Raw genomic sequence first — 24,391 nt, forward strand, 5'->3', positions numbered from 1 at the left:
GTTGTCTCGGGGCGGGGGAGCCGTTACGATGCGTTTTAGCACGACCATTCGAAAATCTGTGAGGAGACGCGCGGCATGGACAAAATTTGGCTGAAATCGTACCCACCCGGCGTTCCAGCCGAAATTGACGCGTCTCCTTATCCTTCCGTGCCGGACCTGCTCGACGAAAGCTTCCGGCAGTATCGCGATCGCACCGCGTTCGTCTGCATGGGCAAGGGCATCACGTACGGTGAGCTCGACAAGCTGTCGCGGCAGTTCGGCGCATGGCTGCAATCCCGTGGCCTGGCGCGCGGCGCGCGCGTCGCGATCATGATGCCGAACGTGCTCCAGTATCCGGTGGCGATTGCCGCTGTATTGCGCGCCGGCTACACCGTCGTCAACGTCAACCCGCTCTATACGCCGCGCGAACTCGAGCACCAGTTGAAGGACAGCGGCGCGGAAGCGATCGTCATCCTCGAGAATTTCGCGTCGACGCTGCAGTCCGTCATCGCCAATACGGCCATCAAGCACGTCGTCGTCGCATCGATGGGCGACCTGCTGGGCATCAAGGGATGGCTCGTCAATTACGTGGTGCGCAACGTGAAGAAGATGGTGCCTGCGTGGCAGCTGCCGTCGTTCACGCGTTTCAAGGCCGCGCTGTCGGAAGGTGCGCGGCAGGCGTTCAAGCCGCAGACGATCGGCCCCAACGACGTCGCGTTCCTGCAATACACCGGTGGGACGACCGGCGTCGCGAAGGGCGCAACGCTATTGCACCGGAACATCGTGTCGAACGTGCTGCAGGCCGGCGCCTGGCACCATCCGGCGCATGAGAAGTACCCGGAGGTGAAACAGTTCGTGACGGTCGTCGCGCTGCCGCTGTATCACGTGTTCGCACTGACCGTCTGCGGTTTCCTGACGATGCGTACGGGCGGCATGGGCATCCTGATCCCGAACCCGCGCGACATCGCCGGCATGATCAAGGAGCTGAAGGGCTATCAGATCTCGACGATTCCGGCGGTCAACACGCTGTACAACGCGCTGCTGAACCATCCCGAATTCAGTCAGCTCGACCTGTCGAAGCTCGTGATCGCCAACGGCGGCGGCATGGCGATCCAGGAAGGTGTCGCGAAGCGCTGGTATGAAAAGACCCAAACCGCGATCATCGAAGGATACGGGCTGTCCGAAACTTCGCCGGTGGCGACCTGCAACCCGGTGACGGCGACCGAATACAGCGGGACGATCGGCCTGCCGCTGCCGTCGACCGAAGTGGCGATCCGCGACGATGCCGGCAACGACGTGGCGCTCGGCGAGCCGGGCGAGATCTGCATCCGCGGCCCGCAGGTGATGGCCGGCTACTGGAACCGGCCGGACGAGACCGCGAAGGTCATGTTCCCGGACGGCTTCTTCAAGACGGGCGACGTCGGCGTGATGGACGCGCGCGGTTACGTGAAGATCGTCGACCGGAAAAAGGACATGATCCTCGTCTCCGGCTTCAACGTGTATCCGAACGAAGTCGAGGACGTGGTGGCGTCGCATCCGGGCGTGTTCGAGGTGGCGGCGGTCGGCGTACCCGACGAGCATTCCGGCGAAGCCGTGAAGCTGTTCGTCGTGAAGAAGGACCCGGCGCTCACCGACAAGGACATCCTGGCCTACTGCAAGGAACGGCTCACCGGCTACAAGCGGCCGAAGCTGGTCGAATTCCGCACGGAACTGCCGAAAACGAACGTCGGCAAGATCCTGCGGCGCGAACTGCGCGACGGACGCGCGTAAGTCGCTGCGAGGTTGAGCGAAGAAAAAGCCCGGCAGACGCCGGGCTTTGTCGTTTGCGGCCGAGGCGGATCGGGTGCAGCCGCTTTCCGCAGCGGACCGGTGGTCAATCGCATGTGCCGACATGACGGGCGCACACGGCGCGCCGGTGGCGCTTCCGACACGATTGGCCAGCCGGATTCCCGGCGTGACGATCCCGCGTTGCCGCCGCACCGGAAAAGAAAAAGGCGCCCGAAGGCGCCTTCAATATGCTGCGGCTTGCCAGGCAAGCTGATTAGAACTTGTGACGGATACCGACGCGCGCCGCGACCTGGTTGGCCGAGCTCGAACCCGCGAGACCGTTGATCGCTGCGGTTGCCTTCAGGACGTTGCCGTTCGCGTCGAGCACGTTGCCCGAAGCGTGTTGATACACGCCGATCGCGTAGACGTCCGTGCGCTTCGACAGGAAGTAGTCGACGCCCAGCGAGCCCTGGTGGTACTTGGCTGCCGAGTTGCCGTCGATCTTGCTGCCTTGCGTGTAGTCGTACGCTGCGCCCAGAATCAGCGCCGGGGTCAGCTGGTACTTGAAGTTGATTTCGCCGTTGTTGAACGTCGCGGTCTGGTTCACGAACGGGCCTGCCGAGAAGCCCTTGAACTTCGTGTTCGAGTACGTCGCGCCGATCGTTGCCGCGCCGAACGTGTAGGCGCCGCCAGCACCGATGACCTGGTACGTGTTCGCGTTGTTCGCGTACCCGCCGTAGATCGGCGACGAAACCGACGACGATGCGGAACCGTTGTTGAACATGCCGCCGAACTGGTTCGGCGTACGTGCGTTCAAGTAACCGACGCCGAGGACCAGCGGGCCGTTGTTGTAGCCTGCGCCGAGCGACCAGACCTGGTTCTTCGAGAACTGGCCTGCCTGGCCGCCGAAGCTGTACAGGCCGCCGAACGTGAAGCCGCCGTAGCTCTGGCTCGTGAACTTGACCGCGTTGTTCACGCGATAGGCGTTATTGAAGTTGTCCAGGTCGCCCGGGTGAGCGGCGATGTAGCCGCCCCACTGGTCGCCTGCCTCGAGCGGGCCGACGAAGTCGACGACGGAGTCGTACTGACGACCCAGCGTGACCGTGCCGAACTGGCTCGACAGGCCGACGTAAGCCTGGCGACCGAACATCAGGCCGCCCTGACCGAGCTTGCCGCTGTTCACGTCGAAACCGTTTTCGAGGGTGAAGATCGCCTTCAGGCCGCCACCGAGGTCTTCGGTGCCGCGCAGGCCGAAGCGGCTGCCTTGCATCACGCCGCTCGCCATGCTGTACAGGTGCTTGCCGCCGGCGTTGTTGTTGAACAGCAGGCCTTCATCGATGATGCCGTAAAGCGTCACGCTGCTTTGCGCTTGAGCAGCGCCAGCGAACGCGCCCAGCGCGACGAGCGCGAGAAGCGACTTTTTCATTAACGGATCTCCAAGAATCACTGAATTTTTTTGGCGGGGCAGATAGTTATGTTCTGTTGACGGGCCCCATCAACTTCGCAAGAAGTCGGACGTAATGTAGCAAAACCGTTTTTTGCCACAAAGCGAAATGCCGTGGCGCAAGGCCGCCATGTTTCCTTTATGCAACAATGGTTAAAATCACGGGTTAACCGCAATTTCCGCTGAATAATCAAGTCGGTTACGCAGCGGACTCGTGCCCTTGCCGCTCGCGGCGGCACCTGCAGCCAGGAGAACAGGAACGTGTTGGATGAACTGATCAGCGAATTCGATCGCGGCTTGCGATCGCTGACCGGCATTAGCCGGATGAGCCGCCCGGTGCCCGCGCCGGCCGAGGCGCCGGACGTCGAACTGACGCCCGCGGAACGGACGCATGCCGCCGGCCTGATGCGCGTGAACCATGTCGGCGAGGTTTGTGCGCAGGCGCTCTACCAGGCGCAGAAGCTCACCGCGCGCACGGCGTCGGCGAAGGCGATGTTCGAGGAGGCTGCGCGCGAGGAGGAGGATCACCTCGCGTGGACCGCGCACCGCCTGAAGGAACTCGACTCGCGCCCGAGCCTGCTGAACCCGCTGTGGTACGCCGGCGCGCTCGCGATCGGCGTGGCGGCCGGCACGCTCGGCGACAAGGTCAGCCTCGGCTTCATGGCCGAGACGGAGCGGCAGGTCGAGAATCACCTCGAAGGCCACATGTCCGAGCTGCCGGCGACCGACGCGGCGTCGCGCGCGATCGTCGACCAGATGCGGATCGACGAGGTGAAGCACGGCAAGGCCGCGACCGACGCAGGCGGGATCGAGCTGCCGCTGCCCGCGCGGATGCTGATGCGCGCCGCGTCGAAAGTCATGACGAGCACTGCGTACTATCTCTGAGTTTTGCGCCGGGGCGGGCGTGACGCCGCCCCGGTTCGCCGCCCCCGATACAGCCCGCCGACTCCTCGTTTTCCCGCCCCCAAAAGCCCCGTCCGCACGCCTGTCTGGCCCGTCTTTCTCACGTATCACCTTCACAAGTTGCACTAGCTCATTCATTTATAACGGTTTTTGGAATGAGGGGCCGCATGAGCATGTGCGCGTAAGTCCTTGTTCTAACTAACAAAATTCGTCAAAAAAGCGGGCCGCTCCCTTGACCGTGCCACACCCTTCCTCTAAAGTGGGAGACAGTGTGAGAAAGTGTATTTTTGTGTGATTTAGCAGGCTATTCGGGCTAAATTCTCAGCATTGAGCGGGTGCTTCGGTGCCCTGAACGGGAGAGCGGAACGTGTTCCAAGGGGCGTCGGCGCTGACGCTCGATGCGAAAGGGCGGATGTCGGTGCCGGCTCGCTATCGCGAAGCGCTGCAAGGACAGGCAGAAGGACGGGTGACTGTGACCAAGCACCCGGACGGCTGCCTGTTGCTGTTTCCGCGCCCCGAATGGGAAGTATTCCGCGCCAAGATCGCCGCGCTGCCGATGGACGCGCACTGGTGGCGGCGAATTTTTCTCGGCAATGCGATGGATGTCGATCTCGACAGCGCGGGCCGGATTCTTGTATCGCCCGAGCTGCGCATGGCAGCCGGACTGGAAAAGGAAGTCATGTTGTTGGGAATGGGTAGTCACTTCGAGCTGTGGGATTCGCAAACCTACAACGCGAAGGAGCAGGCAGCGATGGCGCAGGGCATGCCCGACGCGCTGAAGAATTTCACGTTCTGATTGCGGTGACGGAGACGCCCGCGATGGGAAATGAACTGCGGCATCGGACGGTGCTGTTGGATGAAGCGGTCGAGTCGCTCGTGACGCGGCCGGACGGCGTGTACGTCGACGGAACGTTCGGGCGGGGCGGTCATAGCCGCGCGGTGCTCGCGCGGCTGGCGGCGGGCGGACGGCTGATCGCGTTCGACAAGGATCCGAGGGCGATCGAGACGGCGCAGGGCATCGAGGATGCGCGCTTCTCGATCGTGCACGACAGCTTTGCATCGATGCGCGACGCGCTTGCGGCGCGCGGCGTCGAGAAGGTGGCGGGTGTGTTGCTGGACCTGGGCGTGTCCTCGCCGCAGGTGGACGATCCGGCGCGCGGCTTCAGCTTCCGCGCCGATGGTCCGCTGGACATGCGAATGGATCCGACGCGTGGCGAGTCGGCGGCCGAATGGCTCGCGCGGGCTTCGGTGCAGGAATTGACGGAGGTGATACGGGATTATGGGGAAGAACGGTTTGCTTTTCAGATTGCAAAGGCGCTTGTTGCTCGCCGGGCAGAGTCCGACCGTCTTGGGCCTCTCGACACCACGGGCGAGCTTGCCCAAATCGTGGGTCACGTCGTCAAAACCCGTGAGAAGGGCAAGGATCCGGCAACCCGCACCTTTCAGGCTATACGGATTCACGTCAATCAAGAGCTTGCGGACCTGCAAGTCGTACTAGACGCGGCACTGTCGTTGCTGGAGCAAGGGGGGCGGCTGGTGGTCATCAGCTTTCATTCACTCGAGGACCGGATCGTCAAGCGATTCATGCAGGCGCACGCGAGTGCGCCTGCGGTCGATCGTCGCCTGCCGATCCGCGCCGTCGACCTCCCGAGCCCGCCGCTCAAGATCATCAGCCGCCAGTTTCCGAGTGAAGCGGAAGTCGCCGAGAATCCGCGCGCCCGCTCGGCCGTGATGCGCATTGCGGAGCGCGTCACGCCATGAGCCGCTTCAACATCTTCCTGCTGATCATCGTGATGGGTTGCGCGCTGTCGGTCGTCAACTCGACGAACCAGCAGCGGCAGATCTTCATCCAGCTGCAGCGCGCGCAGTCGCAGGAGCGTCAGCTCCAGCAGGACTACGCACAGCTTCAATATCAGCAGAGCGCGCTGTCGAAGACGTCGCGCATCGAGCAGCTCGCGAACGATTCGCTGAAGATGCAGCCGATCTCGACCGGCCGCACGCAATACCTGACGCTGCCGGCGGGCGCCGCGAAGGCGATCGACGCGCCGATCCCGGCGTCGGCCGACACGGCAGGCAAGGGCAAGGGAGGCGCGCGATGAAGCCGTCGCCGAAGCGCCAGAACGTGAAGTTCTCGTCGAGCCCCGTGCTCGGCGTGCACCTGCCGATGTGGCGCTCGAAATTCGTCGTGTTCCTGCTGTTCATGGCGTTCGTCGCGCTGGCCGCGCGGGCGTTCTGGATCCAGGGGCCCGGCAACGCGTTCTATCAGAAGCAGGGCGAGAGCCGCTACCAGCGCACGCTCGAACTGCCCGCGACGCGCGGCAAGATCCTCGACCGTAACGGGCTCGTGCTCGCGACGAGCCTGCCCGTGCGCGCGATCTGGGCGATTCCCGACGCGGTGCCGGACGATCTCGACGCCGACAAGGTCAACCAGCTCGGCAAGCTCCTCGGCATGACGCCGAAGGAACTGCGCGTGAAGCTGTCGGAAGACAAGGGGTTCGTCTACGTGAAGCGCCAGGTGCCGCTCGACGTCGCGGACAAGGTCGCCGCGCTCGACATCCCGGGCATCTACCAGCGCAACGAATACAAGCGCTTCTATCCGGAGGGCGAGATCACCGCTCACCTGATCGGCTTCACGAACGTCGAGGACGAAGGGCAGGAAGGCGTCGAACTCGGCGACCAGAAGATGCTGTCCGGCACGTCGGGCGTGCGTCGCGTGATCAAGGACCGGATGGGGCACATCGTCGAGGACGTCGCCGAGCAGGTCCCGCCGCACAACGGGACCGACGTCGACCTGTCGATCGACAGCAAGATCCAGTACATCGCGTACGCGAACCTGAAGGCCGCCGTCGAGAAGTTCAAGGCGAAGGCCGGCGCGGCGATGGTCGTCGACGTGCGTACCGGCGAGGTGCTCGCGCTCGTCAACTACCCGACGTACAACCCGAACGACCGCTCGCGCATGACGGGCGAGCAGCTGCGCAACCGGATCATGACCGACGTGTTCGAGCCGGGCTCGATCATGAAACCGTTCACGGTGTCGCTCGCGCTCGACCTGCACCGCGTGACGCCGAACACGCTCGTCGAAACGGGCAACGGGCATTTCGTGCTCGACGGCGCGCCGATCACCGACGACGCGGGTTTCGGCACGCTGACGGTCGGCGGCGTGATCCAGAAGTCGAGCAACATCGGCGCGACGAAGATCGCGATGACGATGCGGCCCGAGGAAATGTGGAATATGTATACGAGCATCGGCCTCGGCCAGGCGCCGAAGGTCGGGTTCCCGGGTGCGGTGGCCGGCCGTCTGCGGCCGTGGAAGAGCTGGCGCCGCATCGAGCAGGCGACGATGTCGTACGGCTATGGCCTGTCGGTATCGCTGTTCCAGCTCGCACGCGCATACACGGCGATCGCGCACGACGGCGAGCTGATGCCCGTGACCATTTTCAAGACCGACCCCAATCAGCCGGTCGCGGGCACGCAGGTGTTCAACCCGACCACCGCGCGCGAAGTGCGCGCGATGCTCGAGACGGTGGTCGCGCCGGGCGGCACATCGCCGGATGCGGCCGTGCCGGGCTATCGCGTCGGCGGCAAGAGCGGTACCGCGTACAAGCATGAAGGGCACGGCTACACGCGCAAGTACCGCGCGTCGTTCGTCGGGATGGCGCCGATGCCGAATCCGCGCATCGTCGTCGCCGTGTCGGTCGACGAGCCGACCGCCGGCAGCCACTTCGGCGGCCAGGTGTCCGGCCCCGTCTTCTCGGCGATCGCCGGCGACACGATGCGCGCGCTGAACGTCCCGCCGAACATGCCGATCAAGCAACTGGTCGTGTCTGACGATTCGCCGGCGGCGCCGGCTGCAGCGGGGCCGCAAAAGCTGGCCGCGGGCAGCGGTGCGAAGCATATGATCGTATCCAGCACGACGCGTAATTCACCAGGAGTTGTTCGATGAGCGCCGCCCGCAGTTCCCATCCGGCGCATCAGCAGATCGCAGCCGCGCTTGCGTGGCTGCGCCAGCATGTGGCCCCCGCGGCGCAACTGCATGCCGACACGCGCAGCCTCAAGGCTGGCGACGTGTTCGTCGCGTATGCGGTCGACGGGGCAGACAACCGCGCCTTCATCGCCGACGCCGTCGCACAAGGTGCGGCCGCCGTGCTGTATCAGCCGGAAGGGCTGGCCGCCGCGCCGGTCGTACCCGTCGCGCTCGCGGTGCCGGCGCTGGACCAGCTCGCGGGCGAGATCGCCAGCGGCTGGTACGGCGATCCGAGCGACAGCCTGCTCGCGGTCGGCGTAACCGGCACGAACGGCAAGACGTCGTGCACGCAATGGATCGCTGCCGCGCTGACGGCGCTGCACCAGCCGTGCGCGGTGATCGGCACGCTCGGCACCGGGATGCCCGGCCAGCTCGTGCCGACCGGTTTCACGACGCCCGACGCGCCGCAGCTGCAGCGCAGCCTCGCGCAGTTGCGCGACGCGGGCGCAAAGGCCGTGGCAATGGAAGTGTCGTCGCACGCGCTGCACCAGGGCCGCGTGAACGGCACGGCCTTCGATATCGCGGTATTCACGAACCTCACGCAGGATCACCTCGACTATCACGGCACGTTCGATGCGTACGAAGCCGCGAAGGCGAAGCTGTTCGCGTGGCGCGGCCTGCGCGCGGCGGTGATCAACCGCGACGACGCGGCCGGCCGGCGCCTGCTCGAGAAGCTGGCCGGCCGTGTGCGCACGATCGCGTACGGGATCGGCGACGCGCCGGTGCCAGACGCCGATCGCGAGCTGGTCGCGATCGACGTGCGCGCCACGGCGACCGGCACCGCATTCCGCCTGCGTTCGTCGTGGGGCGACGCGGACGTGGAAGTCGGCACGCTCGGCACGTTCAACGTCAGCAACCTGCTGGCCGTACTCGGCTCGCTGCTCGCGGCCGACGTGCCGTTCGACGCGGCGCTCGCCGAGATCGAGCGGCTCGAGTCCGTCAACGGCCGGATGCAGCGGCTCGGCGGCCGGCTGCAGAACGACGAACCGCTCGTCGTGATCGACTACGCACACACGCCCGACGCGCTCGAAAAGACGCTCGACGCGCTGCGCCCGATCGCCACGGCGCGCGGCGGCCGGCTCGTCTGCATGTTCGGCTGCGGCGGCGATCGCGATGCGACGAAGCGCCCGCTGATGGGCGCGATCGCGGAACGGTTCGCCGACGAGACCGTCGTCACGAGCGACAACCCGCGCAGCGAGGATCCGCAGCGCATCATCGACCAGATCGTCACGGGCATGACCGCGCCCGATCGCGCACGCCGCATCGAGGATCGCGCGAGCGCGATCCTGCAGGCCGTGCGCGGCGCCGCACGCGAGGATGTCGTCGTGCTGGCCGGCAAGGGCCACGAGTCCACGCAGGAAATCATGGGCAAGAAGCGTACGTTCTCCGACCAGGATCACGCGCGGCTCGCGCTGGCAGCGCGCGCGACGCACGGCAAGGGAGGCGGCGAATGACGATGCTCAGTCTCGGCGAAGCCGCCCGCCTGATTCCCGGCGCAACCGTCCACGGCGACGCGGGCGTCACGTTCGACCGCGTGTCGACGGACAGCCGCACGGCCGGTCCGGGCGACCTGTTCGTCGCGCTGAAAGGCGAACGCTTCGACGCGCACGACTTCCTCGGTGACGTCGCCGCGCGCGGCGCCGCCGCGGCGCTCGTCGCGCATGTGCCGGCCGGCGTCACGCTGCCGGCGATCGTCGGCGGCGAAACGCGTGCCGCGCTCGGCGCGCTCGCACACGGCTGGCGCATGCGATTCCCGCTGCCGCTCGTCGCGGTGACGGGCAGCAACGGCAAGACGACCGTCAAGGAAATGATCGCGTCGATCTTCGCGGCGGCGGTCGGTGCGGACGCGCGGCTCGCGACAGCCGGCAACCTGAACAACGACGTCGGCCTGCCGCTGACGCTGCTGCGCCTGTCGGCCCAGCATCGTCTCGCGGTGATCGAGATCGGGATGAACCACCCGGGCGAGACCGAAGTCCTCGCGCGCCTCACGGCGCCGACGGTCGCGCTCGTCAACAACGCGCAGCGCGAGCACCAGGAATTCATGGCGACGGTGGAAGCCGTCGCGCTCGAACACGCGGCCGTGATTCACGCGCTGCCGCCGGACGGCGTCGCGGTGTTCCCGGCCGACGACGCGTACGCAGGCATCTGGCGCGTCGCGTCGACCGGCAACCGGATCCTCGATTTCGCGCTGCACGACGCCGAACGGCAGAACGACGCGCAGGTCGTCGGCCGCCTGCACGGCGGCGAACTCGCGATCGACACGCCGGCGGGCGCCGTCACGGTGCGGCTGCGCGCGCTCGGCGAGCACAACGCACGCAACGCGCTGGCCGCGACGGCCGCCGCGCTGGGCGCCGGCGTCGCGCTGTCGGCGATCCGGCAGGGCCTCGAATCGTTCGAACCGGTCAAGGGCCGGCTGCAGGTGAAGCAGGCGATCGCCGGCAGCCTCGCCGGCGCGACGGTCGTCGACGATACGTACAACGCGAACCCCGATTCGATGCGGGCCGCGATCGACGTGCTCGCCGCGCATCCGGCGCCGCGCGTGCTGGTGATCGGCGACATGGGCGAAGTCGGCGACGAAGGGCCGGCGTTCCACCGCGAGATCGGCGCCTATGCGCGCGATCGCGGGATCGATGCGTTGTTCGCGCTCGGCGACGCGTCGCGCGATGCGTGTGCCGCGTACGGCGCAACCGCCCGCCATTTCGACGACGTCGGCGCGCTCGTGGCGGCGCTGCTCGCGGCCGGCTACGGCGCGCAGGCGACGGTGCTCGTGAAGGGCTCGCGGTACATGAAGATGGAGCGCGTGGTCGACGCGCTGACGAACCAACCCGCGGCGGGCACGGCGCCCGCTGCACACTGAGTAGAAGGAAGGAAGCATGCTGCTGGCGCTGGCGCAATGGCTGCAAGGTGACGCAAGCTTTTTGCGCTTGTTCACGTACCTCACGTTCCGGGCGGTGATGGCCACCATCACCGCGCTCGGGATCGGGCTCGTGTGCGGACCCTGGGTGATCCGCAAGCTGACGCAAATGAAGGTCGGGCAGGCGGTGCGCAAGGACGGCCCGCAGACCCACCTCGTCAAGTCCGGCACGCCGACGATGGGCGGCGTGCTGATCCTGATCGGCATCGCGGTCGCGACGCTGCTGTGGGGCGACCTGACGAACCGTTTCATCTGGATCGTGATGCTCGTCACGTTCGGTTTCGGCGTGATCGGCTGGGTCGACGACTACCGCAAGGTCGTCCACAAGGACCCGCGCGGGATGTCGTCGCGCGAGAAGTATTTCTGGCAATCGGTGATCGGGCTGTTCGCGGCCGTCTACCTCGCGTTCAGCGTGTCCGAGGCGAACAACGTGCGCGTGTTCGACCTGTTCATGGCGTGGGTGCGGAGCGGGCTGTCGATGGGGCTGCCGGCGCGTGCCGACCTGATGCTGCCGTTCCTGAAGTCGATCAGCTACCCGCTCGGGGTCTGGGGCTTCATCGTGCTGACCTACTTCGTGATCGTCGGCGCGAGCAACGCGGTGAACCTGACGGACGGCCTCGACGGTCTCGTGATCATGCCGGTCGTGCTGGTCGGCGCGTCGCTCGGTGTGTTCGCGTACGTGATGGGCAGCGCGGTGTATTCAAAATACCTGCTGTTCCCGCACATCCCGGGTGCGGGCGAACTCCTGATCTTCTGTTCCGCGATGGGCGGGGCAGGGCTCGCGTTCCTCTGGTACAACACGCACCCCGCACAGGTGTTCATGGGCGACGTCGGTGCGCTGGCGCTCGGCGGCGCGCTCGGCACGGTCGCGGTGATCGTGCGCCAGGAAATCGTGCTGTTCATCATGGGCGGCATCTTCGTCGCGGAAACGCTGTCGGTGATGCTGCAGGTTTCGTGGTTCAAGTACACGAAGAAGCGTTACGGCGAAGGGCGGCGCCTGCTGAAGATGGCACCGCTGCATCACCATTTCGAATTGTCCGGCTGGAAGGAAACGCAGGTGGTCGTGCGTTTCTGGATCATCACGCTGATGCTGTGCCTGTTCGGTCTGACCACCCTCAAGCTGCGGTAAAGGAAAGGTAACAAGGATGTCTGGCGAGATGTTTGGAGATCGGCAACGGCCGATGGTGCTCGTACTGGGGCTCGGTGAATCGGGTCTCGCGATCGCGCGATGGTGCGCGAGGCACGGGTGCCGGCTGCGTATTGCCGATACCCGCGAGGCGCCGCCGAACCTTGCCGCGCTGCGGGCCGAAGGCATCGATGCGGAATTCGTCGGCGGCGCGTTCACGCCCGCGCTGCTCGACGGCGGTGTCGAACTCGTCGGGCTGAGCCCCGGGCTGTCGCCGCTGGAGCCGGCGCTCGCGGCGCTGGTCGCGGCCGCGAACGAGCGCGGTATCGCGGTGTGGGGCGAGCTGGAATTCTTCGCGCAGGCGCTGCGCGCGCTCGGCACGAGCGGCTACCAGCCGAAGGTGCTCGCGATTACCGGCACCAACGGCAAGACCACGACGACGAGCCTCACGGGCCTGTTGTGCCAGCGCGCGGGCCGGAAGGTCGCGGTCGCGGGCAACATCAGCCCGGCGATGCTCGACCGGCTCGCGAACGCGATCGACGAAACGGCGCTGCCCGACGTGTGGGTGCTCGAACTGTCGAGCTTCCAGCTCGAGACAGCACGCACGTTCGCGCCCGACGCGGCCGCGATCCTCAACATCACGCAGGACCACCTCGACTGGCACGGCAGCTTCGACGCGTACGCGCAGGCAAAGGGCCGGATCTTCGGTGCGACGACCACGCGCGTGCTGAACCGCGACGACGCGGCCGTGATGAAATTCGCGCCGGCAGCCGGCGCGGCCGACGCGCCGCGCACGGTCACGTTCGGCCTGAACGAACCGGTGCAGGACGGCGACTACGGGCTGTCGCGCGACAACGGCATCGCGTGGCTGGTGGAAGCCGTCGATCGCGACGCGCCGGACGAAGTGACGACGACCCGCCGGCGCAAGCGCGACGCGGCGCATACGCCCGACATCGCGCAAAAGCGCCTGATGCCGGCCGACGCGTTGAGGATTCGCGGGCTGCACAACGCGGCGAACGCGCTGGCCGCATTCGCGCTCGCACGCGCGATTGACCTGCCAGCCGCGCCGCTGCTGCACGCGCTGCGCGAATACCGCGGCGAAGCGCATCGCGTCGAAGTGATCGCGACGATCGACGACGTCGACTACGTCGACGACAGCAAGGGCACCAACGTCGGTGCGACGGTGGCCGCGCTCGACGGGCTCGCGCAGAAGATCGTGCTGATCGCGGGCGGCGACGGCAAGGGCCAGGATTTCGCGCCGCTGGTCGCGCCGGTCGCACGCTGGTGCCGCGCGGTGATGCTGATCGGCCGCGACGCGCCGGCGATCCGCGACACGCTCGCCGAAACCGGCGTGCCGCTCGCCGACCACGCGACGCTCGAAGGGGCGGTACACGCGGCCGCCGACCTCGCGGAGCCGGGCGATGCGGTGCTGCTGTCGCCCGCATGCGCGAGCCTCGACATGTTCAGGAACTACGCCCATCGCGCGGATGTGTTCCGCGCGGCGGTCGACGAAATCGCCATCGACAAAGGAGCGACGCCATGAGCTGGTCCGATCGCCTCGTCTCCCGTTTCAACGACCGGCGCGACACTGGCGGCAACGCCGCGGGCGGTCGCGTCGCATCGGCCACGCGCGCCGCGACGGGCGGCCTCGCGAGCGTCGTCAACGGCGTGCGCCCGAGCCGTTCGCGGATGCTCGACTTCGACTACTCGCTGTTGTGGGTCGCGATCGCGCTGCTCGGGCTCGGCGTCGTGATGGTGTATTCGGCGTCGATCGCGATGCCCGATTCGCCGAAATACGCGGCGTATCACGATTACGCGTTCCTGATGCGCCACTGCATCTCGCTCACCGTCGCGTTCATCGGGGCGGTGATCGCGTTCCGCGTGCCGGTGTCGACGTGGGACAAGTACGCGCCGCATCTCTTCCTGATCGCGCTCGTCGGGCTCGTGATCGTGCTGATCCCGCACGTCGGCAAGGGCGTGAACGGTGCGCGCCGCTGGATTCCGCTCGGCATCACGAACATGCAGCCGTCGGAAATCATGAAGCTCGCGGTGACGATCTACGCGGCGAACTACACGGTGCGCAAGCAGGAATACATGCAGAGCTTCGCGAAGGGCTTCCTGCCGATGGCATTCGCGGTCGGCCTGGTCGGTGCGCTGCTGCTGCTCGAACCGGACATGGGTGCGTTCATGGTGGTCGCCGCGATCGCGATGGGCGTGCTGTTCCTCGGCGGCGTGAACGGCAAGCTGTTCGGCGGCCTCGTCGCGACGGCGGTCGGCACGTTCACGATGCTCGTGTGGCTGTCGCCGTGGCGTCGTGAGCGGATCTTCGCGTATCTGGATCCGTGGGACGAGCGCTACGCGCAGGGCAAGGCCTACCAGCTCACGCACTCGCTGATCGCATTCGGTCGCGGCGAGTGGTTCGGCGTCGGCCTCGGCGGCAGCGTCGAGAAGCTGAACTACCTGCCGGAAGCGCATACCGACTTCATCCTCGCGGTGATCGGCGAGGAACTCGGCTTCGTCGGCGTGCTGGTCGTGATCCTGCTGTTCTACTGGATCGTGCGCCGCGCGTTCGAGATCGGCCGTCAGGCGCTCGCGCTCGACCGCACGTTCGCGGGTCTGATGGCGAAGGGCATCGGCATCTGGTTCGGCGCGCAGACGTTCATCAACATGGGCGTGAACCTCGGGCTGCTGCCGACCAAGGGCCTGACGCTGCCGCTCGTGAGCTACGGCGGCTCGGGCATTTTGCTGAACTGCGTCGCGCTCGCGGTGTTGCTGCGGGTTGATTACGAGAACCGGGTGCTGATGCGCGGAGGGAAAGTATGACCGCGTCGCAACGCACGCTGATGGTGATGGCAGGCGGCACCGGGGGCCACGTGTTCCCGGGGCTCGCGGTCGCGCACCGGATGGAAGCGGCGGGCTGGCGCGTCGTATGGCTCGGCAATCCGGCCGGGATGGAAGCGACGCTCGTGCCGAAGCACGGCATTCCGATGGAATACGTGCGGTTCGGCGGGCTGCGCGGCAAGGGCCTGAAGACCAAGCTGACGCTGCCGGTCAACCTGCTGCGCGCCTGCTGGCAGAGCCTCGGCGCGCTGCGCCGCGTGCGGCCTGACGTCGTGCTCGGGATGGGCGGCTACATCACGTTCCCGGCGGGCGTGATGACCGCGCTGTCGGGGCGCCCGCTCGTGCTGCATGAACAGAATTCGATCGCGGGGCTGACGAACAAGGTGCTCGCGAAACTCGCGAAGCGCGTGCTCGTCGCGTTCCCCGGCGCGCTGCCGCACGCGGAATGGACGGGTAACCCGATTCGCGCGGAACTTGCGCGCACGGAACCGCCCAAAGCACGCTATGCGTCGCGCAGCGGCCCGCTGAACGTGCTGGTCGTCGGCGGCAGCCTCGGTGCGGCCGCGCTGAACGAAGTCGTGCCGCGCGCACTGGCGCTGCTGGCGCCGGGCGAGCGCCCGCGCGTCGTGCACCAGGCCGGCGTGAAGCATATCGAGGCATTGAAGGCGAATTACGAAGCGGCCGGTTTCGCGGCCGGCGAAGACGTGCGGCTCGTGCCGTTCATCGACGACATGGCGGCCGCATATGCGGCGGCGGATCTGGTGATCTGCCGGTCGGGTGCGATGACGGTGTCGGAGATCTCGGCGGTGGGCGTGGCGGCGCTGTTCGTGCCGTTCCCGTACGCGGTCGACGATCACCAGACGACCAACGCCGCGTTCCTCGCCGATGCGGGCGCGGCCGTGCTGGTGCAACAACGCGACCTGTCGGCGGAACTGCTCGCCGACTGGCTGCGCGGCCAGTCGCGGGCGTCGCTCGCGGACATGGCGGAACGTTCGCGCTCGCTGGCGAAGCCCGAGGCCACCGACGAAGTCGCGCGCGTGTGCGCGAAGGCGGCCGGCGCGAACCTGGAAATATTGCAATGAAACACATCGTCAAACACATTCATTTCGTCGGGATCGGCGGCGCGGGCATGAGCGGCATCGCCGAAGTGCTCGTCAATCTCGGCTACGCGGTCAGCGGCTCGGACCTGTCGCGCAATGCGGTGACCGATCGCCTCCAGGCGCTCGGCGCACGGATCGCGATCGGCCACGACGCGGCGAATATCGAGGGCGCGAACGCGGTCGTCGTGTCGACGGCCGTGCGCTCGGACAACCCGGAAGTGCTCGCCGCGCGCCACCAGGGCGTGCCGATCGTGCAGCGCGCGGTGATGCTCGCGGAGCTGATGCGCCTGAAGCAGGGCATCGCGATCGCCGGCACGCACGGCAAGACCACGACGACGAGCCTCGTCGCGAGCGTGCTCGCGGCGGGCGGCCTCGATCCGACCTTCGTGATCGGCGGTCGGCTGATCAGCGCCGGCGCGAATGCGCGGCTCGGCACGGGCGACTTCATCGTCGCCGAGGCCGACGAGTCGGACGCGTCGTTCCTGAACCTGTATCCGGTGATCGAAGTCATCACGAACATCGACGCCGACCACATGGATACCTACGGCCACGATTTCGCGCGGCTCAAGCAGGCGTTCATCGAATTCACGCAGCGCCTGCCGTTCTACGGCAGCGCGGTCGTGTGCGTCGACGATCCGAACGTGCGCCAGATCATCCCGTTCATCTCGAAGCCGGTCGTGCGCTATGGCCTGTCACCGGACGCGCAGGTGCGCGCGGAAGACATCGACGCGCGCGACGGCCGGATGCACTTCACGGTGATCCGCGAAGGGCGCGCGCCGCTCGCGATCGTGCTGAACCTGCCGGGCCTGCACAACGTGCAGAACGCGCTCGCGGCGATCGCGATCGCGACCGATCTCGGCGTCGCGGACGACGCGATCCAGCAAGCGCTGGCGGAATTCAACGGCGTCGGCCGGCGCTTCCAGCGCTACGGCGAGGTGCCGACCGTGGACGGCGGCCAGTACACGCTGATCGACGACTACGGCCATCACCCGGTCGAGATGGCCGCGACGATCGCGGCCGCGCGCGGCGCGTTCCCGGGCCGCCGCCTCGTGCTGGCGTTCCAGCCGCACCGCTACACGCGCACACGCGACTGCTTCGACGATTTCGTCAACGTGCTGTCGACGGTCGATGCGCTGGTGCTGACGGAAGTCTACGCGGCCGGCGAAGCGGCGATTCCGACGGCCAGCGGCGACGCGCTGTCGCGTGCGCTGCGCGCGGTGGGCAAGGTCGACCCGGTGTTCGTCGCGACGGTCGACGACGTGCCGGGCGCATTGGCAAAGGTCGCGCAGAACGGCGACGTGGTGATCACGATGGGCGCGGGCTCGATCGGCGGCGTGCCGGCGAAGCTCGTGCAACACATTCAACAGAAGGCATGACATGAAACGACCCCCACGCTCACTTCGTTCGCTGCCCCCCGCGGGGGCGGTCAGCCTCCTTGGGGCGGCCCGGCGGAGGCTGACATGAGCGGAATCGATCCGAAACGTTTCGGCAAGGTGGCGGTGTTGTTCGGCGGCGAATCCGCCGAGCGCGAGGTGTCGCTGACCTCGGGCCGCCTCGTGCTGCAGGGCCTGCGTGACGCGGGCGTCGATGCGCATCCGTTCGACCCGGCCGAGCGGCCGCTGTCGGCGCTGAAGGACGAAGGTTTCGTGCGCGCGTTCAACGCGCTGCACGGCGGCTACGGCGAGAACGGCCAGATCCAGGGCGCGCTCGATTTCTACGGCATCCGCTACACGGGCAGCGGCGTGCTCGGTTCGGCGCTCGGCCTCGACAAGTTCCGCACGAAGCTCGTATGGCAGCAGACGGGCGTGCCGACGCCGCCGTTCGAGACGGTGATGCGCGGCGACGACCTGGCCGCGCGCGCGACCGACATCGTCGCGAAGCTCGGCCTGCCGCTGTTCGTGAAGCCGGCGAGCGAAGGCTCGAGCGTCGCGGTGCTGAAGGTGAAGACGGCCGACGCGCTGCCGGCTGCGCTCGAGGAAGCCGCGACGCACGACAAGATCGTGATCGTCGAGAAGAGCATCGAAGGCGGCGGCGAATACACCGCGTGCATCGCCGGCGATCTCGACCTGCCGCTGATCAAGATCGTGCCGGCGGGCGAGTTCTACGACTACCACGCGAAGTACGTCGCCGACGATACGCAGTACCTGATCCCGTGCGGCCTGCCGGCCGAACAGGAAGCGGAACTGAAGCGCATCGCGCGCCGCGCGTTCGACGTGCTCGGCTGCACCGACTGGGGCCGGGCGGATTTCATGCTCGACGCGGCCGGCAATGCGTATTTCCTGGAAGTGAACACGGCCCCCGGGATGACCGACCACTCGCTGCCGCCGAAGGCCGCGCGCGCGGTCGGCATCGGCTATTCGGATCTGGTCGTGAAGGTGCTGTCGCTCACGCTCAACGACTGACGCAGGAACGGAACGACGTATGTGGAACAACGTTCGCCAACTCAACCTTGCCGCCAGCGCGCTGTACGCGCTGCTGCTGCTCGTGTTGGCGGCGGCCGGCTGCTACTGGCTGATCCAGCGCCCGACGTTCGCGCTGCGGGAAATCCGGATCGACGGCGATACCGAGCACATCAACTCGCCGACGGTGCGCGCGGGCGTGGTCGGCCGGCTGAAGGGCAATTTCTTCACGGTCGATCTCGATACGGCGCGCGCCGCGTTCGAGCAGATGCCGTGGGTGCGTCATGCGAGCGTGCGCCGGGTGTGGCCGAATGCGCTGGCTGTCACGCTGGAGGAGTACAAACCGCTCGGGACCTGGGGCAGCGATCAGCTGGTGAGCGTCGACGGCGAGCTGTTCACCGCGAACCAGGGCGAGCTGGAGCAGGCGCTGCCGGCGTTCGACGGCCCGGAAGGCAGTGCGAAGGAAGTCGTCACGCGGTATCGCGACTTCGGGAAATGGTTTGCGCCGCTGAAGGCGGCGCCGGAAGAAGTGACGCTGTCGGCGCGGTACGCGTGGACGGTGAAGCTGTCGAACGGCATGCAGGTCGAGCTGGGCAAGGAACGCAACAGCGAGTCGCTGCATGACCGGAGCCAGCGCCTGGTCGCCGCGTGGCCGGCCGTCACGGAGCGTTGGGGCAACGACATCGAGTACGCGGACCTGCGTTATCCGAACGGATTCGCGATTCGCGCGGCAGGCATGCGGTTCCTGACCGATACCGACAAGCGCAAGAAGTAACGAGAGATCACACGCAAGAGCACTTTATGAGCAAAGACTACAAGGATCTGCTGGTTTCCCTCGACATCGGCACGTCGAAGGTGGTGGCCATCGTCGCCGAGCTGAAGGGCGAGGGTCACTACGAGGTGATCGGTCTCGGCCAGAGCGAGTCGAAGGGTCTGAAGAAAGGCGTGGTGGTCAACATCGAGGCCACCGTGCAGTCGATCCAGCGCGCGCTCGAGGAAGCCGAGCTGATGGCCGACTGCAAGATCACCAACGTGTTCACGGGGATCGCGGGCAGCCACATCCGCAGCTTCAACTCGAGCGGGATGGTCGCGATCAAGGACAAGGAAGTCACGCAGACGGACGTCGCGCGCGTGATCGAGACCGCGAAGGCGATCAACATCCCGACCGACCAGCAGGTGCTGCACATCCTCACGCAGGAATTCATCATCGACGGCCAGGAAGATGTGCGCGAGCCGATCGGGATGAGCGGGATCCGCCTGGAAGTGAAGGTGCACATCGTGACGGGCGCGGTGAGCGCCGCGCAGAACATCGTCAAGTGCGTGCGCCGCTGCGGGCTGGAAGTGAACGACCTGATCCTGCAGCCGCTCGCGTCGTCGCTGGCCGTGCTGACGGAAGACGAGAAGGATCTCGGCGTGGTGCTGGTCGACATCGGCGGCGGCACGACGGACATCGCGATCTTCGCCGAAGGCGCGATCCGCCACACCGCGGTAATCCCGATCGCCGGCGACCAGATCACGAGCGACATCGCGATGGCGCTGCGCACGCCGACGCCGGATGCGGAAGACATCAAGGTCGGCTACGGGATCGCGAAGCAGGCGCTCGCCGATCCGGACGAAATGGTCGAAGTGCCGGGCCTCGGCGAACGCGGCCCGCGCACGCTGTCGCGCCAGGCGCTCGCGGCCGTGATCGAGCCGCGCGTCGAGGAACTGTTCTCGCTCGTGCAGCAGGTCGTGCGCGAATCGGGTTACGAAGAACTGCTGAGCTCCGGCGTGGTCATTACCGGCGGGGCATCGATGATGCCCGGCATGGTCGAGCTCGGCGAAGACATTTTCCTGAAACCGGTGCGCATCGGCGCGCCGGAATATGCAGGCGGCCTCTCCGACGTCGTGCGCAATCCGCGCTACTCGACGGCGATGGGGCTGCTCGTCGAAGGCAGTGCCCAGCGCATGCGCGGCCGCAAGGTCGCCGTGCAGTCCGGCAACGCGGGGCAGGTGTTCTCGCGGATGAAGGAATGGTTCCTGAGCAACTTCTGACGAATCGAATCGAAATTCGCGCTGGTGCCGGCGGCTGGCGCGCGACAGGGGGTTGCCCGATCTCCTGCCGAATAACGGCCGAGTAGCAGTCATTCTCTTGACGGAGGCAACATGGAATTCGAAATGCTGGAAACCGAAACCAACGGCACCATCATCAAGGTGGTCGGCGTTGGCGGCGCTGGCGGCAATGCCGTCCAGCACATGATCAACCGCGGCGTGCAGGGCGTCGACTTCATCGTGATGAACACGGACGCTCAAGCGCTGTCGCGTTCGCGTGCATCGTCGGTGATCCAGCTTGGCAACACGGGCCTCGGCGCCGGTGCGAAGCCGGAAATGGGTCGGGCGGCAGCGGAAGAAGCGCGTGAGCGCATCGCCGACGCACTGCGCGGCGCGCACATGGTGTTCATCACCGCCGGCATGGGGGGCGGCACGGGCACGGGCGCGGCACCGGTGGTCGCGCAGATCGCGAAGGAGATGGGCATCCTGACGGTGGGTGTCGTCAGCAAGCCGTTCGAGTTCGAAGGCGGCAAGCGCATGCGCGTCGCTGAAGCAGGCTCGCAGCAACTGGAGGATCACGTCGACTCGCTGATCGTCGTTCTGAACGACAAGCTGTTCGACGTGATGGGCGACGACGCCGAGATGGACAAGTGCTTCCAGTGCGCGGACGACGTGTTGAACAACGCGGTTGCAGGTATCGCGGAAATCATCAACGTCGACGGCCTCGTGAACGTCGACTTCGAAGACGTGAAGACGGTGATGGGCGAACAGGGCAAGGCGATGATGGGTACGGCGACGGTCGCCGGCGTCGATCGCGCACGCCTCGCGGCGGAACAGGCCGTGGCGAGCCCGCTGCTCGAAGGCGTCGATCTGTCGGGCGCGCGTGGCGTGCTGGTCAACATCACGTCGAGCCGTTCGCTGCGCCTGTCGGAAACGCGCGAAGTGATGAACACGATCAAGAGCTACGCGGCGGAAGACGCGACGGTGATCTTCGGTGCGGTGTACGACGACGCAATGGGCGATGCGCTGCGCGTGACGGTCGTGGCAACGGGTCTGGGCCGTGCGGCGAAGAAGCAGCAGTCGGCACCGATGACGCTGCTGCGCACGGGTACGGACAACCAGCCGGTCAGCGCGGTGTCGCACGGCTATGCACCGGCTCATCACGTCAGCACGGCGGACTACGGCGCGCTCGATACGCCGGCAGTGTGGCGCAATTCGCGCGAAACCGCGGCATCGCACGTGCAGGCGCTGCAGGAGAAGGGTGTCGACACGTACGACATCCCGGCTTTCCTGCGCAAGCAGGCTGACTGACGCAAACACAGGCGAAGCCGCGGCGAAACTGCCGCGGTATCGCCGGCGTGACGGATGCTACGGACCACGACAGGCCGCGTCGGCTGCGACGCCGGGCCGGGAAACGTGCCCTCTTCGCTCAGGCGGGGCGGGATGGGCCGTGCTGTCCGCAACACGCTGAAAAACCGTATCGCTATGAGGGACCAGCCATGATTCAAGTGGGCGACGCGCTGCCCGACGCGCAATTGTTCGAGTTCATCGACGACGCGCGCGAAGGGTGCACGCTGGGGCCGAACGCCTTCAGCGTGCGCGACCAGGTTGCGGGAAAGCGGGTGGTGATCTTCGGATTGCCGGGCGCGTTCACGCCGACCTGCTCGGCGCAGCATGTGCCGGGCTATGTCGAACACGCCGAGCAATTGCGCGCGGCGGGGATCGACGAGATCTGGTGCGTGTCCGTCAACGACGCATTCGTGATGGGCGCATGGGGACGTGATCTGCACACCGCGGGCAAGGTGCGCATGATGGCGGACGGCAGCGCGGCTTTCACTCATGCGCTGGGGCTGACACAGGATTTGTCCGCGCGTGGCATGGGAATTCGTTCCCTGCGCTACGCGATGGTGATTGACGGCGGTGTGGTCAAGACGCTGGCCGTCGAGGCGCCAGGCAAATTCGAAGTGAGCGATGCGGCGAGTGTTCTCGCGACGTTGACGTCCTGATCGTGCGGTGCGCCGTTGCCTGCTGGCAACGCTGCTCACCGGCCTCAGGGCAGTTGTAACACGGGCTGATGACCGGAAACGCCTCCGTTCCGGACATCGGCCCGTCCCGTATCGGCGCGGGTAAACTGTCGAAACAGATTGATACGCAGTTTCAAACAGCGTTGAATAGGGAATTACGCTATAATCCCGCCTATCGAATATAACTCCTGATTGATGTTTTCAATCAAGACGAAGAACACCATGTTGAAGCAGCGCACCATCAAGTCCATCGTCAAGACCGTGGGTATCGGTGTCCACTCGGGTCATAAGATCGAGTTGACGCTCCGTCCCGCCGCACCTGGCACGGGCATCGTCTTTTCACGTGTCGACCTGCCCACGCCGGTCGACATTCCCGCATCGGCGATGTCGATCGGCGATACGCGGCTCGCGTCGGTGCTGCAGAAGGATGGCGTGCGCGTGTCGACCGTCGAGCACCTGATGTCCGCGTGCGCGGGCCTCGGCATCGACAACCTGTACGTCGACGTGACGGCCGAGGAAATCCCGATCATGGACGGCAGCGCGGCGACGTTCGTGTTCCTGATCCAGTCCGCCGGCATCGAGGAGCAGAACGCGCCGAAGCGCTTCATCAAGGTGAAGAAACCGGTCGAAATCCGTGACGGCGACAAGTTCGCACGTCTCGATCCGTATTTCGGCTTCAAGCTGAAGTTCTCGATCGATTTCCGCCACCCGGCCGTCGACAAGACGGGCCAGGAGCTCGAAGTCGATTTCGCGACCACGTCGTACGTGCGCGAGATCGCGCGTGCGCGCACGTTCGGCTTCGCGCACGAAGCCGAGATGCTGCGCGAGATCGGCCTGGCGCGCGGCGGCAGCATGGACAACGCGATCGTGCTCGACGAGTACCGCATCCTGAACAACGACGGGCTGCGCTACGACGACGAATTCGTGAAGCACAAGATGCTCGACGCGATCGGCGACCTGTACGTGATCGGTCATCCGCTGCTGGCGTCGTACACCGCGTACAAGTCGGGCCATGGCCTGAACAACGCGTTGCTGCGCGAGCTGCTCGCGCACGAAGACGCGTACGAGATCGTGACGTTCGACGATCCGCAGGCTGCGCCGAAGGGCTTCGCGTTCGACGCGCAGACGGCCTTCGCGTGACCGGCGTTCAGCGCAAGCGATGAAGAAAGCGACCCTCGGGTCGCTTTTTTGTTGGCTGACCGCCGCCTTCGGGCGGTGCCGTCAACGCGGCTTCGCGCCGTGCCGGGCGGCCATGCGCGCAAGTGCATCCTGCAGCGGCGACGGTTCGAGGTGATCGGCGAGATCGCGCAACGCGGCGGCGCCGACCGAGGTCATCCGCGCCTGCTTCACGTGCGGCGGCTCCGGCGCATCTTTCGGCCGCACGCGCACGCGCAGCGTCGCGACGGCCCAGCCGCGCTTCTGGAGATCGCCGAGCAGCCGCGGCTCGACCTGCCGCAACCGGGCAGCCAGTGCATTGTGCGCGGCAAAGAGGGTCAGGGTCCCATCCTTGATGAAACCCGGTTCGACATGATTTGCGAGATATTCGGGCAGGAGCGCGGCGAGGTCGCGCTGCAGCGACGCAATCTGCTCGACGCCGGCGCGCAACGCCGTGAACGCGTCGGTGCGACCGAGCACTTCCGACACGGGTTGCGGGCGATAGGCGGCGAGCGGGCCGAAACGCTTGGAAAATCGGTTCATCGAGGCTTTCTTCGGGCGCGCACGCGCGCGGAGGTTGCTGCCGATTGTACCCGCGCCGGCCCGTGCCCGGGCGGCTTTCGCCCCGCCGGCCCGGCCCTCCGCGTGCAGCGCCGGTCCCGCCGAGACACGGGCGCATGCTTT

21 protein-coding genes are annotated in these 24,391 nt (G+C 66.5%); 19 read left to right on the forward strand and 2 right to left on the reverse strand.

Annotation, left to right across the window (positions count from 1 at the left end; all coding sequences use genetic code 11):
- Positions 1–75: 75 nt before the first annotated feature.
- Positions 76–1,749 carry a long-chain fatty acid--CoA ligase gene (locus AC5LXX_RS02445; RefSeq protein WP_124455297.1) on the forward strand — a complete coding sequence of 558 codons (1,674 nt, stop codon included), beginning with the start codon at positions 76–78 and terminating at the stop codon, positions 1,747–1,749.
- 271 nt (positions 1,750–2,020) lie between these two features.
- Here the strand turns inward: AC5LXX_RS02445 and AC5LXX_RS02450 are convergent, their stop codons facing one another.
- Entirely contained in the window at positions 2,021–3,172 is a 1,152-nt protein-coding gene (locus tag AC5LXX_RS02450; RefSeq protein WP_124455298.1) for a porin, read from the reverse strand.
- A gap of 279 nt (positions 3,173–3,451) precedes the next feature.
- Between AC5LXX_RS02450 and coq7 the strand changes: the two genes are divergently transcribed.
- The 18 genes from coq7 to lpxC all read left to right on the forward strand — a co-directional run bounded on the left by coq7 (position 3,452) and on the right by lpxC (position 23,692).
- On the forward strand, positions 3,452–4,075 hold the full coding sequence (gene coq7, locus AC5LXX_RS02455) for a 2-polyprenyl-3-methyl-6-methoxy-1,4-benzoquinone monooxygenase (protein WP_124455299.1): 624 nt from the start codon (positions 3,452–3,454) through the stop codon (positions 4,073–4,075).
- A 385-nt stretch (positions 4,076–4,460) separates the two neighbouring features.
- The gene (mraZ, locus tag AC5LXX_RS02460) at positions 4,461–4,889 is read left to right on the forward strand and encodes a division/cell wall cluster transcriptional repressor MraZ (protein ID WP_006487094.1); all 429 of its coding nucleotides are present in this window, start codon (positions 4,461–4,463) and stop codon (positions 4,887–4,889) included.
- 23 nt (positions 4,890–4,912) lie between these two features.
- On the forward strand, positions 4,913–5,854 hold the full coding sequence (rsmH, locus tag AC5LXX_RS02465) for a 16S rRNA (cytosine(1402)-N(4))-methyltransferase RsmH (protein WP_493410374.1): 942 nt from the start codon (positions 4,913–4,915) through the stop codon (positions 5,852–5,854).
- Positions 5,851–6,192 (forward strand): cell division protein FtsL, encoded by a 342-nt coding sequence (gene ftsL, locus AC5LXX_RS02470; RefSeq protein WP_124455301.1) that lies wholly within the window; start codon positions 5,851–5,853, stop codon positions 6,190–6,192. Before rsmH ends, ftsL begins: the two co-directional genes overlap by 4 nt.
- A complete protein-coding gene (locus tag AC5LXX_RS02475) occupies positions 6,189–8,036 on the forward strand; it encodes a peptidoglycan D,D-transpeptidase FtsI family protein (protein WP_124455302.1) in 1,848 nt (615 codons plus the stop codon). The genes ftsL and AC5LXX_RS02475 overlap by 4 nt, the downstream gene beginning before the upstream one ends.
- Positions 8,033–9,571, forward strand: a complete 1,539-nt coding sequence (locus AC5LXX_RS02480; RefSeq protein WP_493410375.1) for a UDP-N-acetylmuramoyl-L-alanyl-D-glutamate--2,6-diaminopimelate ligase — start codon at positions 8,033–8,035, stop codon at positions 9,569–9,571. Before AC5LXX_RS02475 ends, AC5LXX_RS02480 begins: the two co-directional genes overlap by 4 nt.
- Positions 9,568–10,974 carry a UDP-N-acetylmuramoyl-tripeptide--D-alanyl-D-alanine ligase gene (locus AC5LXX_RS02485; RefSeq protein WP_493410376.1) on the forward strand — a complete coding sequence of 469 codons (1,407 nt, stop codon included), beginning with the start codon at positions 9,568–9,570 and terminating at the stop codon, positions 10,972–10,974. Before AC5LXX_RS02480 ends, AC5LXX_RS02485 begins: the two co-directional genes overlap by 4 nt.
- Positions 10,975–10,990: 16 nt before the next feature.
- A complete protein-coding gene (mraY, locus tag AC5LXX_RS02490; protein WP_006477019.1) occupies positions 10,991–12,160 on the forward strand; it encodes a phospho-N-acetylmuramoyl-pentapeptide-transferase in 1,170 nt (389 codons plus the stop codon).
- Positions 12,161–12,188: 28 nt separating this feature from the next.
- Positions 12,189–13,700 carry a UDP-N-acetylmuramoyl-L-alanine--D-glutamate ligase gene (gene murD / locus AC5LXX_RS02495; protein ID WP_493410377.1) on the forward strand — a complete coding sequence of 504 codons (1,512 nt, stop codon included), beginning with the start codon at positions 12,189–12,191 and terminating at the stop codon, positions 13,698–13,700.
- Complete coding sequence (gene ftsW, locus AC5LXX_RS02500; protein ID WP_124455306.1) at positions 13,697–14,980, forward strand: putative lipid II flippase FtsW; 1,284 nt, start codon at positions 13,697–13,699, stop codon at positions 14,978–14,980. Before murD ends, ftsW begins: the two co-directional genes overlap by 4 nt.
- A complete protein-coding gene (murG, locus tag AC5LXX_RS02505; protein WP_493410378.1) occupies positions 14,977–16,080 on the forward strand; it encodes an undecaprenyldiphospho-muramoylpentapeptide beta-N-acetylglucosaminyltransferase in 1,104 nt (367 codons plus the stop codon). The genes ftsW and murG overlap by 4 nt, the downstream gene beginning before the upstream one ends.
- A complete protein-coding gene (gene murC, locus AC5LXX_RS02510; RefSeq protein ID WP_493410379.1) occupies positions 16,077–17,474 on the forward strand; it encodes a UDP-N-acetylmuramate--L-alanine ligase in 1,398 nt (465 codons plus the stop codon). The genes murG and murC overlap by 4 nt, the downstream gene beginning before the upstream one ends.
- Positions 17,475–17,558: 84 nt before the next feature.
- On the forward strand, positions 17,559–18,500 hold the full coding sequence (locus AC5LXX_RS02515) for a D-alanine--D-alanine ligase (RefSeq protein ID WP_493410380.1): 942 nt from the start codon (positions 17,559–17,561) through the stop codon (positions 18,498–18,500).
- A gap of 19 nt (positions 18,501–18,519) precedes the next feature.
- Entirely contained in the window at positions 18,520–19,272 is a 753-nt protein-coding gene (locus AC5LXX_RS02520; RefSeq protein WP_128841355.1) for a cell division protein FtsQ/DivIB, read from the forward strand.
- A 26-nt stretch (positions 19,273–19,298) separates the two neighbouring features.
- Positions 19,299–20,531 carry a cell division protein FtsA gene (ftsA, locus tag AC5LXX_RS02525; protein WP_006487138.1) on the forward strand — a complete coding sequence of 411 codons (1,233 nt, stop codon included), beginning with the start codon at positions 19,299–19,301 and terminating at the stop codon, positions 20,529–20,531.
- Positions 20,532–20,642: 111 nt separating this feature from the next.
- Positions 20,643–21,839, forward strand: coding sequence for a cell division protein FtsZ (gene ftsZ / locus AC5LXX_RS02530; protein ID WP_021159911.1), 1,197 nt, complete (start codon positions 20,643–20,645; stop codon positions 21,837–21,839).
- 188 nt (positions 21,840–22,027) lie between these two features.
- Entirely contained in the window at positions 22,028–22,534 is a 507-nt protein-coding gene (locus AC5LXX_RS02535) for a peroxiredoxin (RefSeq protein ID WP_175876567.1), read from the forward strand.
- 240 nt (positions 22,535–22,774) lie between these two features.
- Positions 22,775–23,692, forward strand: a complete 918-nt coding sequence (gene lpxC / locus AC5LXX_RS02540; RefSeq protein ID WP_309290043.1) for a UDP-3-O-acyl-N-acetylglucosamine deacetylase — start codon at positions 22,775–22,777, stop codon at positions 23,690–23,692.
- An 81-nt stretch (positions 23,693–23,773) separates the two neighbouring features.
- On the opposite strand, the gene AC5LXX_RS02545 is transcribed toward lpxC, so the two are convergent.
- The gene (locus tag AC5LXX_RS02545) at positions 23,774–24,250 is read right to left on the reverse strand and encodes a DciA family protein (protein ID WP_124455312.1); all 477 of its coding nucleotides are present in this window, start codon (positions 24,248–24,250) and stop codon (positions 23,774–23,776) included.
- Between the last annotated feature and the right edge of the window lie 141 nt (positions 24,251–24,391).

This window comes from Burkholderia torrens, from assembly GCF_984668525.1.